Source organism: Comamonas sp. B-9 (assembly GCF_000410635.1).
Taxonomy (GTDB): Bacteria; Pseudomonadota; Gammaproteobacteria; order Burkholderiales; family Burkholderiaceae_C; genus Comamonas.
In genome coordinates this window covers 1-12,436 of record NZ_APCR01000447.1, presented here as the reverse complement: position 1 = coordinate 12,436, position 12,436 = coordinate 1, and the positions used below count along the sequence as shown (strand labels likewise).

12 protein-coding genes are annotated in these 12,436 nt (G+C 66.0%); 6 read left to right on the top strand and 6 right to left on the bottom strand.

Features of this window, described 5'->3' with window-relative positions; all coding sequences use genetic code 11:
- From H928_RS0104275 to H928_RS0104250, 6 genes are all read right to left on the bottom strand, one after another.
- The coding region (locus H928_RS0104275) for an AMP-binding protein (RefSeq protein ID WP_027010541.1) at positions 1 to 231 on the bottom strand (231 nt) is incomplete at its 3' end.
- 11 nt (positions 232 to 242) lie between these two features.
- Positions 243 to 1,232, bottom strand: coding sequence for a tripartite tricarboxylate transporter substrate binding protein (locus tag H928_RS0104270; RefSeq protein ID WP_021025405.1), 990 nt, complete (start codon positions 1,230 to 1,232; stop codon positions 243 to 245).
- 41 nt (positions 1,233 to 1,273) lie between these two features.
- A complete protein-coding gene (locus H928_RS0104265) occupies positions 1,274 to 2,470 on the bottom strand; it encodes an acetyl-CoA C-acetyltransferase (protein ID WP_021025404.1) in 1,197 nt (398 codons plus the stop codon).
- A 24-nt stretch (positions 2,471 to 2,494) separates the two neighbouring features.
- Positions 2,495 to 3,763 carry an acetyl-CoA hydrolase/transferase family protein gene (locus H928_RS0104260; protein ID WP_021025403.1) on the bottom strand — a complete coding sequence of 423 codons (1,269 nt, stop codon included), beginning with the start codon at positions 3,761 to 3,763 and terminating at the stop codon, positions 2,495 to 2,497.
- On the bottom strand, positions 3,760 to 4,650 hold the full coding sequence (locus H928_RS0104255) for a MaoC/PaaZ C-terminal domain-containing protein (RefSeq protein ID WP_021025402.1): 891 nt from the start codon (positions 4,648 to 4,650) through the stop codon (positions 3,760 to 3,762). The genes H928_RS0104260 and H928_RS0104255 overlap by 4 nt, the downstream gene beginning before the upstream one ends.
- Before the next feature lie 319 nt (positions 4,651 to 4,969).
- Entirely contained in the window at positions 4,970 to 5,875 is a 906-nt protein-coding gene (locus H928_RS0104250; RefSeq protein ID WP_027010539.1) for an SDR family NAD(P)-dependent oxidoreductase, read from the bottom strand.
- A gap of 223 nt (positions 5,876 to 6,098) precedes the next feature.
- Here H928_RS0104250 and H928_RS0104245 point away from each other — a divergent pair, with 223 nt between their 5' ends.
- The 6 genes from H928_RS0104245 to H928_RS0104220 all read left to right on the top strand — a co-directional run.
- Positions 6,099 to 6,995 (top strand): MaoC family dehydratase N-terminal domain-containing protein, encoded by an 897-nt coding sequence (locus tag H928_RS0104245; protein WP_021025400.1) that lies wholly within the window; start codon positions 6,099 to 6,101, stop codon positions 6,993 to 6,995.
- Between the two features lie 87 nt (positions 6,996 to 7,082).
- Positions 7,083 to 8,249: an acyl-CoA dehydrogenase family protein gene (locus tag H928_RS0104240; RefSeq protein WP_021025399.1), complete on the top strand. Its 1,167-nt coding sequence runs from the start codon at positions 7,083 to 7,085 to the stop codon at positions 8,247 to 8,249.
- Between the two features lie 40 nt (positions 8,250 to 8,289).
- A complete protein-coding gene (locus H928_RS0104235) occupies positions 8,290 to 9,471 on the top strand; it encodes a CaiB/BaiF CoA-transferase family protein (protein WP_027010538.1) in 1,182 nt (393 codons plus the stop codon).
- Positions 9,472 to 9,496: 25 nt separating this feature from the next.
- Complete coding sequence (locus H928_RS0104230) at positions 9,497 to 10,876, top strand: MmgE/PrpD family protein (RefSeq protein ID WP_021025397.1); 1,380 nt, start codon at positions 9,497 to 9,499, stop codon at positions 10,874 to 10,876.
- Positions 10,877 to 11,025: 149 nt separating this feature from the next.
- The gene (locus tag H928_RS0104225; protein WP_052329736.1) at positions 11,026 to 11,979 is read left to right on the top strand and encodes a tripartite tricarboxylate transporter substrate-binding protein; all 954 of its coding nucleotides are present in this window, start codon (positions 11,026 to 11,028) and stop codon (positions 11,977 to 11,979) included.
- A 63-nt stretch (positions 11,980 to 12,042) separates the two neighbouring features.
- The coding region (locus tag H928_RS0104220; protein ID WP_239644881.1) for an aldolase/citrate lyase family protein at positions 12,043 to 12,436 on the top strand (394 nt) is incomplete at its 3' end.

The window sequence follows — 12,436 nt, the reverse complement described above, 5'->3', positions numbered from 1 at the left end:
GCCCACGCGGCTGCAGGCCAGCAGCAGCGCGGCATGCTCGGGGCAGTTCTCGGCGACCACCAGCACGCGGTCGCCGCTGCGCACCTGCAGCGCGCGCAGCTCCGCCTCCAGTGCATCGACCAGGCGGCCTAGGTCGGCATAGCTCAGGGTGCGGTCCGGCAGGTAGATGAAGGGCCGGTCAGGGGCCTCCTGCAGCCAGCGGTCCAGAAACTGGTGAATGCGAAATTCCATCTTGGGTCCTATCAGTCCACCACAATGCCCTGGGTCACGGTGGACCACATCTGGCGTTCCTTGGCGGCGCGCTCGACGAGGGTCTGGGGGCTGCCCGTCCATTCGTCGTAGCCCAGCTCCTTGTACTTGGCCTTCAACTCAGGCTGGGCCAGCGCGGCGTTGATCGCCTTGTTCAGGCGCGTCTGCAGCTCGGGCGACATGCCCTTGGGGCCGTAGACGGCATACCAGCCGCCCACATCAAAGCCCTTAAGGCCTTCGATGCCGCTTTCGGCAAAGGTCGGCACATCGGGCAGCGCCGGGTTGCGCTGGGGCGAGGTGACGGCAATCGGCGTCACCTTCTTGCCGTGGATATAGGTGCCAGCGGTGCTGATGATGTCCATCATCATGTTGATCTGGCCGCCCATCACATCAGTCATCGCCGGTGCATTGCCCCGGTAGGGCACATGGTTCAGGTCGATGCCGCTGCGCTTGGCAAACAGCAGGGTGCCCAGGTGGTTGGAGCCGCCGACGCCGGCCGATGCATAGCTGAGCTTGCCGGGGTGGGCCTTGGCATAGTCCACCAGCGCCTGCGTGGTCTTGAAGGGCTCGTTGTTGTTGGCCACCAGCACGTTGTAGTAGCTCAGCACCGGTGCGATCGGGGTCAGGTCCTTGACCGGGTCGAACTGCATCTTGCGCATCACATTGGGGCTGATGGTGATCGTGGGGCTGGCGGCAAACCACAGGGTCAGGCCATCGGGGTTGGCGCGCGAGGTTTCGTTGCCGGCCAGGGTGGCGTTGGCGCCCGTCTTGTTGTCGACCACGACGGTGCTGCCCAGCTCCTTGGACAGCGCGATGGACAGCAGGCGTGCGCCCTGGTCCACGGGGCCGCCGGCCGAGTAGCCGACGATGAGGCGCACCGGCGCGCCCGACCCCAGGCCCCCCTGGGCATGGACAGAGGCGCAGAGGCTGAGGGCGGCTGCGGCCGTGGCGGCCAGCAGGCCGCGGCGGTGGATGAGGGTCATGTCTTGTCTCCTGGTTTTTGTAAGCGGTGGGGGGCTGGCGCTCAGTAGCGCTCGAACACGGCGGCAATGCCCTGGCCGCCGCCGATGCACATGGTCTCCAGGCCGTAGCGGCCCTTGCGGCGTTCGAGCTCATGCAGCAAGGTGGCCAGAATGCGCACACCGGTCGCGCCAATCGGGTGGCCCAGCGAGATGCCCGAGCCGTTCACATTCAGGCGCTCGGCGTCATTCCATTCCAGGCCCTGCAGCACGGCCAGCACCTGGCAGGCAAAGGCCTCGTTGATCTCGACCAGGTCCATGTCGTTCATCGAGAGGCCCAGCTTGCCCAGCAGCTTCTTGACGGCGGGCACCGGGCCAATGCCCATGCGCGAGGGCTCGCAGCCAGCGGCGGCCCAGCCCACCAGGCTGGCCATCGGCGTCAGGCCCAGCTCCTGGAGCTTGTCTTCAGCGACGATGAGGCAGGCGGCCGAGGCATCGTTTTGCTGGCTGGCATTGCCGGCGCTGACGGTGCCGCCCTTCATCAAGGCGCGCAGCTTGCCCAGCGAATCCATCGTGGCATCGGCGCGGAAGCCCTCGTCGCGGCTGAACAGCGTGGGTTCACCCTTGCGTTGCGGCACGCTGACGGGCACCACCTCGGCATCAAAGCGGCCGGCCTGCCAGGCGGCAGCAGCGCGCTGGTGGCTGCGCAGCGCAAAGGCATCGGCCTCTTCGCGGCTGATGCCATAGTCGCGCGCCAGGTTCTCGGCGGTCTCGATCATGCCGGAGATGACGCCAAAACGCTCCACCGGTTGCGAGCGCTCGCGGCCCCGGTCCAGGCGGTCATACATGGTGACGCTGCCTGCCCGCTTGCCCCAGCGCATATCGGTGGTGTAGTACTCGATATTGCTCATGCTCTCGACACCACCGGCGATCACCACATCGGCGGCGCCGCTTTGCACCATCATGCAGGCGGTGACCACCGCTTGCAGGCCACCACCGCAGCGGCGATCGAGCTGCATGCCGGGCACTTCCACCGGCAGGCCGGCCTGCAGCGCGGCCCAGCGGCCTACGCAAGGCGTTTCGCTGCTGGCGTAAGACTGGGCAAACACCACATCGTCGATGCGGCTGGGATCGATGCCACTGCGCTCGACCACGGCACGCACCGTGGTGGCGGCCAGGTCCTCGACCGAGACGGGGCGCAGGCTGCCCCCGTAGGTGCCTACCGGGGTTCGCAAGGGGGTGACGATGGCGGCTTTACGCATTTCAATCTCTCCAGAAAAATTCAGTCAATTCAGCTGCTGGCGCGCTTGGGCCGCCAGCAGCTCTCGGTGTTCAGGTGCGGCAATGGCCAGCATCGCACGCACACGCTGGGCCAGGCTCAGGCCGCGCAGGTCGGCAATGCCGTGTTCGGTGACGATCAGCCCGGCATCGGCACGCGGTGTGGAAACCGGCCCGGACAGCTGCGCGACGATGCGCGACTGGCCGCGCGCGGTGGAGGGCAGCGCCACAATCGGCAGGCCGCCATCGCAGGCGGCAGCGGCGCGCAGAAAGTCCATCGCACCGCCGACTGCGCCCAGGTACTGGCCCGCCACGACTTCGGCATTGATCTGGCCCGTCAGATCCACCTCGATCGCCGAGTTGATGGCGGTGAGCTTCTGGGTCTGGCCCAGCACCCGGGCGTTGTGGGTGTAGTCGGTGCCGGCAATGCGCAGCGCGCCGTTGTGATGCGCCCAGCGCCGCGTGCGGGCACTGCCCATCAGCAGGCCGGTGACGCTGGTGCCCACATCGATGCCCTTGCGCGCATTGGTGATGACACCGGCTTCCACCAGGTCGGCCACGCGGTCGCCAATGGTGCCGCTGTGCACGCCCAGATCGCGGTGGCCTTGCAGCGCCTGCAGCACCGCATCGGGCAGGTTGCCAATGCCCAGCTGCAAGGTGGCGCCGTCTTCCACGCGGCTGGCGATCAGCTGCGCAATCGCCTCTTCAGCGGGGCCAATCTTGCCGGCAGGCACGTCGACCACGGCCTGGTCGCTCTGCACCCAGGCATCCACATCGGCCAGGCGCAGGCTGGCGCCTGCCACCCAGGGCACATCGGCGTTGACCTCGGCGATCACGCAGCGCGCATGGCGCATGGCAGTGACCAGGTAGTCATGGGCCAGGCCCAGGCTGCAGTCGCCGTCGGCATTGGGCGGCGAGACCTGGACAAACACCACATCAATGGGGATGCGGCGGCTGGCGATCAGCTGCGGAATCTGCGAATAGTGGCAGGGAATCGGATCGAGCACACCGGCCATGCCCAGCGTGCGGTGCGAGCCGCCAGCGGCATAGCCGCGCATGTCGATGGCATCGGCATGCGCGGGCTGCAAGGTGGTTGCGCCGCCAATGCCCAGAAAAACGCTGGTGCGGGCAAAGCGCTGGCGCTGGGCCACATAGGCCTGGATCAGCGACAGCGGCTCGGCGGCAGACTGGCCCCAGACGATGCTGTCGCCCGCGCGGATGAACTGCGCCAGGTCCAGATCGGCCAGCGCGATCTGCCGGCCTTGGGCCGCGCTCATGGCTGGGCGGCTACGCTGGCATTGCCATGGCTGAGCACGACAATGCCGCGCTCGACCACCAGCGCGCGGAACTGCAGCGCATCGCCTTCCTGCCAGACCTCGGTGCGCAAGGTCTCGCCCGGAAACACCGGCGACGAGAAGCGCGCATGCATGCTGCGCAGCAGGCTGGCATCGCCGTTGCAGGCGGTCATCACCAGCGCATGGCAGACCATGCCGTAGGTGGCCAGCCCGTGCAGGATGGGCTTGTCAAAGCCTGCCGCCTGCGCCACCTTGGGATCGGCATGCAGGGGGTTGAAGTCGCCCATCAAGCGGTAGAGCAGGGCGGCCTCGGGGCGGATCGTGTGGGTATAGGTCCAGCGCGGCGCCGTATCGGGCGTGGGCGCCAGTGCCGGCAGCGAGGTATCGCTGGGCTGGCCGCCCAGCGCTTCGCTGTAGCCGCCATCGCCCCGGCAGAACGTGACCTGCTCCAAGGTGGCATAGCGCGTGCCGTCTTCGCCTTCCAGGCTGCGTTCGCTCACCACAATCGCGCCCTTGCCGGCGCCCTTGTCGATCACCCGCGTCACCCGCGTCTTGCCCACCACCTTGGCCCCCACCGGCAGCGGCTGGTGGATGGTGGTGCGCTGCTCGCCATGCACCAGCTTGACCCAGTCAATCCCCGTATCCGCCTCCTTGGCCCAAAAGCCCGGATAGCCCAGCACCGAGCTCATCGTCGGCAGCGCCTGCAGCGGCTGCACCATGCCCTCGAAGACCAGCGGCAGATTGCGGGCATCGAGCGGATCATTGCCCACCCCCAGACTCAGCGCATACAGCATCGTGTCGCGCTGCGAATAATCCTGGTGCACCGGCGCAAACGGCCGGTCCTTGAGTTGCTGGTAATTGATGGTCATGGTCGTTGTCTCTGGGGTTGTTGTGGTGCGAAGGCGGAAGGGAAACGGCGCTTCGGGATTGGCTCGGGATGTGCGCAGGAGGCTGTTCTGGAGGTTTTGCAACGCCACCGAAGGGCATCTATGAAACGATCAGAGCACACCTATAGGGCCGCGTTGTTAGATAACCGCCCGACCTACCGTACGCCACGCCAAAAACTGGCAGAGCCGATCTAACTGGCACCGACGAAGGGCCGCTCCCGCCCGGAGGGTGCCGTCCCCCTTCCCACGCGCAGCGTGAGAGAAGGGGGAAGCCGCAAAGCGGCTCAGGGGGAAGTCCAAGTCAAACCGGATCCCAGCTGAATACTTCGCCCGACCGCTCCATCGGCACAAACGAGGATTTGAGCGCCGGCATCGCATGCGAGGCGATGTCCTCGGGCGTCCAGCCTTCGCCCTGGTGCACCGAGCGCAGGGGGCGCGGTTGGCTCATCAGGAAGATCTCGTTATTGCGCACGGCAAACACCTGGGCGTTCACATCCTTGGCCTGGTCGCTCAGCAGGTAGACGGCCAGCGGCGCGATCTTGTTGGGGGTCATCTGCTTGAGCTTGTCCACACGGGCCTGCTGCTCGGGCGTGTCGGTGGGGATGGAGCCGATCATGCGGCTCCAGGCAAAGGGCGAGATGCAGTTGCTGCGCACATGGAACTTGGCCATGTCCAGCGCAATGCTCTTGGACAGCGCGACGATGCCCAGCTTGGCGGCCGAGTAGTTGGCCTGGCCAAAGTTGCCGATCAGGCCGGAGGTGCTGGTCATGTGCACCATCGCGCCGCTCTCCTGCTCCTTGAAGTGGTTGGCCGCAGCGCGCGCCACATAGTAGCTGCCGTAGAGGTGAACCTTGATGACGGCGTCCCACTCGTCCACGCTCATCTTGTGGAAGAAGCGGTCACGCAGGATGCCGGCGTTGTTGACGATGCCGTCGAGCTTGCCAAAGCTGTCGAGTGCGCATTGCACGATCTTGGCCGCGGCATTGGCGTCCGAGACGCTGTCGGTATTGGCGACAGCCTCGCCGCCGGCGGCCTTGATCTCGTTGACGACCTGTTGCGCGGGGCCGTCGTCATGGCCTTCGCCGGTGGTGGAGGTGCCGATGTCGTTGACGACGACCTTGGCGCCCTGCTGGGCCATGGCCAGGGCCATATCACGGCCGATGCCGCCGCCAGAACCGGTGACGATAACGACTTTGCCTTCGAGCATGGTGGACATGTCTGCTTTTCCTTGGATCTGTGTGTGTCGATGAATGCCACCAGCATGCCGTCCATTAAGCGCATTGCCAATTCGCAAATGCGTAGGCAGGGCTTTGGCAAACTGAAACGGCTGGCTCACAAATGCGCGTTCACCCGCTGTCTTCACCGCTGTAAAAGGAGAGGTTCCAATCTCTGCGATTGCGCTGGCGGGCGCAGCCTGCGACAGTGCCACCATGTCGCAAACCCCTGAACCTTCTGCCGCCTCGCTCTCTGCCGAGCAGGTCGCCCATTTGCAAAGCTGGATCAACAAGACCGAGACCATGCAGGACCTGGTGGCCCGCACGGCCGCGGCGGGCCTGTCGGCCACCCTGGACCGCGATGATGCCCCGGCCCAGGATGGCGACAGCCTGCCGCCGCTGTGGCACTGGATGAACTTTTTGCCGATGGCGCGGCAAAGCCTGCTGGGGCCCGATGGCCACCCGGCGCGTGGCGGCTTTCTGCCCCCGGTGCCGCTGCCCCGGCGCATGTGGGCCGGTGGCCGCCTGCAGTGGCAGGCAGACAACCCGCTGCGCATTGGTGAGAGTGTCGAGCGCGTCTCGCGCATCGCCTCGGTGGACCACAAGGTGGGCCGCTCGGGCGAGCTGCTGTTTGTGCTGGTGCAGCACAGCTATAGCAATGCCCGGGGCCTGGCGCTGACCGAGGAGCATGACATCGTCTACCGCGCCGCCGCCCAGCCCAGCGACCCGGTGCCCCAGCCCACGGCCGCCCAGACGCAGGCCGCCTGGAAGCGCGAGATCACCGCCGACCCGGTGATGCTGTTCCGCTACTCGGCGCTCACCTTCAACGGCCACCGCATCCACTACGACCGCAGCTATGTCACGCAGGAGGAGGGCTACCCCGGCCTGATCGTGCATGGCCCGCTGATCGCAACCTTGTTGGTCGATCTGCTGCGCCGCAATGCGCCGGATGCCGTGCTGACCGACTTCTCGTTCAAGGCCATCCGCCCCACCTTTGATCTGCATCCTTTTACCGTGCTGGGCGAGCCCCAGGACGATGGCAAGACCATCAAACTCTGGGCGCATGACCACGAGGGCTGGCTCACGATGCAGGCCACCGCCAAGATCCGCTGAGCGCCGCAACCAACAACGCTTTTCCCAACACCGGCGGGTGGCGCAGACGCTGAAAGCGCCGCCACCCCCAACGCCCGACCCAGAACCATGATCGAACATACCGGCTCCAACAACTTCCCCGAAATCCGCGATGCCATCCGTGCGCTCTGCGCCGAGTTCCCCGATGAGTATTTCCGCAAGGTCGATGAGGCCCGTGCCTACCCCGAAACCTTTGTCGAGGCGCTGACCAAGGCCGGCTGGCTGGCCGCGCTGATTCCGCAGGAATACGGCGGCTCCGGCCTGGGCCTGACGGAAGCCTCGGTCATCATGGAAGAGATCAACCGCTGCGGCGGCAACTCCGGCGCCTGCCACGGCCAGATGTACAACATGGGCACCTTGCTGCGCCATGGCTCGACCGCGCAGAAGGAAAAGTACCTGCCCAAGATCGCCAGCGGCGAATGGCGCCTGCAATCGATGGGTGTGACCGAGCCCACCACCGGCACCGACACCACCAAGATCAAGACCACGGCCGTCAAGAAGGGCGACAAGTACGTCATCAACGGCCAGAAGGTCTGGATCAGCCGCATCCAGCACAGCGATTTCATGATTCTGCTGGCGCGCACCACGCCGCTGGCCGAGGTCAAGAAAAAGAGCGAAGGCATGTCGATCTTCATGGTCGACCTGCGCGAGGCCGAGAAAAAAGGCCTGACCGTGCGCCCCATCCTGAACATGGTCAACCACGAGACCAATGAGCTGTTCTTCGAGAACCTGGAGATCCCCGAGGAGAACCTGATCGGCGAAGAGGGCAAGGGCTTCAAGTACATCCTGGACGGCCTCAACGCCGAGCGCACCTTGATCGCTGCCGAGTGCATTGGCGACGGCTACTGGTTCCTCGACCGCGTGACCAACTATGTGCGCGACCGCGAGGTGTTTGGCCGCCCGATTGGCCAGAACCAGGGCGTGCAGTTCCCGATTGCCGATGCCTTCATCGAGGTGGAAGCGGCCAACCTGATGCGCTGGAAGGCCTGCGAGCTGTTTGACAAGCACGAGCCCATGGGCGCCCAGGCCAATATGGCCAAGTACCTGGCGGCCAAGGCAAGCTGGGAGGCGGCCAATGCCTGCCTGCAGTTCCACGGCGGCTTTGGCTTTGCCTGCGAATACGACGTCGAGCGCAAGTTCCGCGAAACGCGCCTCTACCAGGTGGCGCCCATTTCGACCAACCTGATCTATTCCTACGTGGCCGAGCACATCCTGGGCCTGCCGCGCTCGTTCTGATGGCGCAACGCAGCGAGAAAAACAGACAACCGGAGTCTTCATGACCAGACCATTGGACGGGATCACCGTCGTATCGCTGGAGCACGCAGTCGCTGCGCCTTTTTGCGCGCGCCAGCTGGCCGATCTGGGCGCGCGCGTCATCAAGGTGGAGCGGCCGGGCAGCGGCGATTTTGCGCGCGGCTATGACAGCCGGGTGCGCGGCCAGTCCTCGCATTTCACCTGGCTCAACCGCAACAAGGAAAGCCTGGCGCTGGACCTCAAGGATGCGGCATCCTTGGAGGCGCTCAAGCAGCTGCTGGGCTCGGCCGATGTGCTGCTGCAGAACCTGGCACCGGGCGCTGCGGCGCGCATGGGCCTGTCCTACGAGGCCCTGCATGCCGCCTTTCCGCGCCTGATCGTCTGCGACATCAGCGGCTATGGCGACAACGGCCCCTACCGCGACAAGAAGGCCTATGACCTGCTGATCCAGAGCGAGGCGGGCTTTCTGTCGGTGACCGGCACGCCCGAGACGCCGAGCAAATCGGGTATCTCGGTGGCCGATATTGCGGCGGGCATGTATGCCTACACGAACATCCTCTCGGCCCTGCTGCTGCGCGGCAAGACGGGTGAGGGCAGCCATATCGATGTGTCCATGCTCGAAGCGCTGGGCGAGTGGATGGGCTACCCGATGTACTACGCGTTTGAAGGCGCCGCGCCCCCACCGCGCACCGGCGCATCGCATGCCAGCATCTACCCCTATGGCCCCTTTGTGGCCGGCGATGGCGGCACGGTGATGCTGGGCCTGCAAAACGAGCGCGAGTGGAAGATCTTCTGCGACCAGGTGTTGCTGGCACCGGCGCTGGCGACCGATGCGCGCTTTGACAGCAATGCCAAGCGCAATGCCAACCGCGCCGAGCTGCAGGCCGAGATCCTGCGCATCTTTGGCGCGCTCCATGCCAGCGATGTGGTGCAGCGCCTCGACGAAGCCGGTATTGCCAACGCCCATGTCAACGACATGGCGGGCCTGTGGGCGCACCCGCAGCTGCTGGCCCGCCAGCGCTTTGCGCAGGTGGATACGCCCGTGGGCACGGTGCCTGCGCTGCTGCCGCCCGGGCGCAACAACCAGTACGACTACCGCATGGATGCGGTGCCTGCGGTGGGCGAGCACACGGCCGCCATCCTCGATGCGCTGCAGCTGCCGGCCGATGCGCTGGCCGCAGTGCGCAAGGCCTCCGGCCTTTGATGCTATCTGTTGGAGAGACAAGAACATGACCACAGCAACCTCATCCCCCACGCCCGCCGCCCAACTGGCCCGCTTTGCGGCCGAGCTGCAATACAGCGACATTCCCGAATCCGTGCTGCAGAAAACCGAAGACCTCTGGGTCGACTGGTTTGGCTCGGTGGTCGCCGGCCACAATGCCCGCCCCGTGGCCAGCATCACCCGCTTTGCACTGGGCCAGGGCCCGGCCCAAGGCCCGGCCGAAGTGATCGGCCCCGAGGGCCGCAGCAGCAGCCCTTATCTGGCGGCCATGGCCAATGCCGCCGCCTCGCATGTGGCCGAGCAGGACGATGTGCACAACGGCTCGGTGTTCCACCCGGCAGCGGTCGTCTTCCCCCCGGCCGTGGCCGTGGCGCAGGCGCTGGGCAAGTCCGGCAAGGAGCTGCTGACCGCCTGCATCGCCGGCTATGAAGTGGGCATCCGCGTGGGCGAGTTTCTGGGCCGCTCGCACTACAAGATCTTCCACACCACCGGCACGGCCGGCACCTTGGCAGCGGCGGCGGCCGTGGGCCATCTGCTGGGCCTCAATGCGCAGCAAATGCTGCATGCCTTTGGCTCGGCCGGCACGCAGTCTGCAGGCCTGTGGGAGTTCTTGCGCACCGCGGCCGACAGCAAGCAGCTGCACACGGCGCATGCCGCTGGCGCCGGCCTGATGGCCGCCTACCTGGCCAAGGATGGCTTTACCGGCGCGGCCGATATCTTCTGCGGCGCACAGGGCATGGCCGCTGGCATGTCCAGCGACAGCGACCCGGCCCGCCTGGTCGATGGCCTGGGCACGCGCTGGGCGACGCCCGAGACCTCGTTCAAATGGCATGCCTCCTGCCGCCACACCCACCCAGCCGCCGATGCGCTGCTGCAGGTGGTGCGCGCGCACCAGCTCAAGGTGTCGGACATTGCCGAGGTGGTGACCCATGTGCACCAGGCCGCGATCGATGTGCTGGGCCCCGTGGTGGACCCCAGCACGGTGCACCAGAGCAAATTCTCGATGGGAACGGTGCTGGCACTGGCCGCGCGCTTTGGCTTTGCCGGCCTCAACGAGTTCGACAACGAATTCCGCGCCGAAGACACGATGGCGCTGCGCGACAAGGTGCGCATGGTGCTCGACCCCGAGGTGGACGGCGCCTACCCGCAGCGCTGGATTGGCAAGGTGACCGTGACCACCACCGATGGCCGCGTGCTGGAAGGCCGGGTGGACGAGCCCAAGGGCGACCCGGGCAACACATTGAGCCGCGAGGAGCTGACCGACAAGGCGCTGCGCCTGGGCGAATTCAGCCGCGCCGTGCCCGCCGCGCAGATGCAGCAATCGGTGCAGAAACTGTGGCAAGTACGGGATTGGACCAGGGTCGAAAAGCTGTTGCTGGCCGTATAAAGAAAGCAGCAGCGCCGAAGCTGGGTGGCTGCGACGCGGGGGCCCGACCGGGCCCCCACCCCATACCGGGATGGGCGATGTACCCTTCCCAAGACCAGGAGACAAAAATGCGCTTTCGCTTGTTGACCCCAGCAGCCGCTGCCGCCGTGATGGCCTGTACCGGCCTGGGCCTGCACCTCAACGCCCAGGCGGAGGACTGGCCGACCAAACCGGTGGTGCTGGTGGTGCCCTACTCGGCCGGTGGCCCTACCGATGTGGTGGCGCGCATGCTGGCCATTCCGATGGGCAAATCGCTGGGCCAGACCGTGGTGGTGGAAAACACCGTGGGCGCAGGCGGCACGATTGCGCCGGCGCGCGTGGCCCGCGCCAAGAACGATGGCTACACCATCCTGATCCACCACATGGGCATGGCCACGGCACCATCGCTGTACAAGAAGCTGCCCTATGACCCGCTGAAGGATTTCGAGTACATCGGCCAGGTGCTCGATGTGCCGATGACCCTGCTGTCGCGCAAGGACTTTCCGGCCAACAACTTCCAGGAGCTGATGGCCTATGTGAAGGCCAACCAGGAGAAGGTGTCGCTGGCCAATGCCGGCATTGGCGCGGTCTCGCAGCTGTGCGGCATGCTGTTCGCGTACCAGGCGGGCGTCAAGCTCACCACCGTGCCCTACAAGGGTGCGGGCCCGGCGATGAATGACTTGATGGGCGGCCAGGTCGATCTGCTCTGCGACCAGACCACGCAGACCGCGCCGGTCATCAAGGACGGCAACCGCGTCAAGGTGTTTGGCGTGACCACGCCCCAGCGCCTGACTGCCATGCCGCAGATCCCCACGCTCGATGAGCAGGGCTTGAAGGGCTTTGATGTCAAGGTCTGGCACGGCATGTACGCCCCCAAGGGTACGCCGGCCGAGGTGATCACCAAGATCAACACTGCCTTGAATGTGGCCTTGAAGGACCCCGTCGTGGTGCAGCGCATTGCCGACCTGAGCAGCGAGCTGGTCACCCCGGACCGCGCCACGCCGCAGAGCCTGAAGACCTTGCTGGAATCGGAAGTGAAGCGTTGGAATACGGTGATCAAGGCCGCCGGCGTGACCGCCGAATAAGCCTGGCGTTCACCCGCGCAGGAGCAGGGGCCATGGGCCCCTTTTTTGATAAACGGAAGACTGATGGACATGACTCTCAACACGCATCCGCTCGCCACCGCCACCTCCTGGCTATTTGTACCGGCCAGCCGCCCCGAGCGCATTGCCAAGGCCCTGGCCAGTGGGGCCGATGCGGTGATCGTGGACCTGGAAGATGCGGTGGCGCCGCAGGACAAGGAAGGCGCCCGCGCCGCCTTGCTGGGCGCCTTTGGCCAGCTGCAGGCAGCAGAGCGCGCCCGCGTGCTGGTGCGCATCAATGCCCATGGCACGCCCTGGTTTGATGGCGACCTGCAGGCGCTGGCGCAGCTGGTGGCGCAGGGCGCTGCTGGCGTGGTGCTGCCCAAGGCCGAGACGGCCGAGGCAATGGCGCTGCTGCTGCCGGCGTTGGGCACGCAAGGGCTGCTGGTGCCCATCATCG

Excerpts from the sequence above, each read along its gene's own strand:
- H928_RS0104270 (WP_021025405.1), bottom strand. The coding sequence starts at position 1,232 with ATGACCCTCATCCACCGCCGCGGCCTGCTGGCCGCCACGGCCGCAGCC.
- H928_RS0104265 (WP_021025404.1), bottom strand. The coding sequence starts at position 2,470 with ATGCGTAAAGCCGCCATCGTCACCCCCTTGCGAACCCCGGTAGGCACC.
- H928_RS0104260 (WP_021025403.1), bottom strand. The coding sequence starts at position 3,763 with ATGAGCGCGGCCCAAGGCCGGCAGATCGCGCTGGCCGATCTGGACCTG.
- H928_RS0104255 (WP_021025402.1), bottom strand. The coding sequence starts at position 4,650 with ATGACCATCAATTACCAGCAACTCAAGGACCGGCCGTTTGCGCCGGTG.
- H928_RS0104250 (WP_027010539.1), bottom strand. The coding sequence starts at position 5,875 with ATGCTCGAAGGCAAAGTCGTTATCGTCACCGGTTCTGGCGGCGGCATC.
- H928_RS0104245 (WP_021025400.1), top strand. The coding sequence starts at position 6,099 with ATGTCGCAAACCCCTGAACCTTCTGCCGCCTCGCTCTCTGCCGAGCAG.
- H928_RS0104240 (WP_021025399.1), top strand. The coding sequence starts at position 7,083 with ATGATCGAACATACCGGCTCCAACAACTTCCCCGAAATCCGCGATGCC.
- H928_RS0104235 (WP_027010538.1), top strand. The coding sequence starts at position 8,290 with ATGACCAGACCATTGGACGGGATCACCGTCGTATCGCTGGAGCACGCA.
- H928_RS0104230 (WP_021025397.1), top strand. The coding sequence starts at position 9,497 with ATGACCACAGCAACCTCATCCCCCACGCCCGCCGCCCAACTGGCCCGC.
- H928_RS0104225 (WP_052329736.1), top strand. The coding sequence starts at position 11,026 with ATGGCCTGTACCGGCCTGGGCCTGCACCTCAACGCCCAGGCGGAGGAC.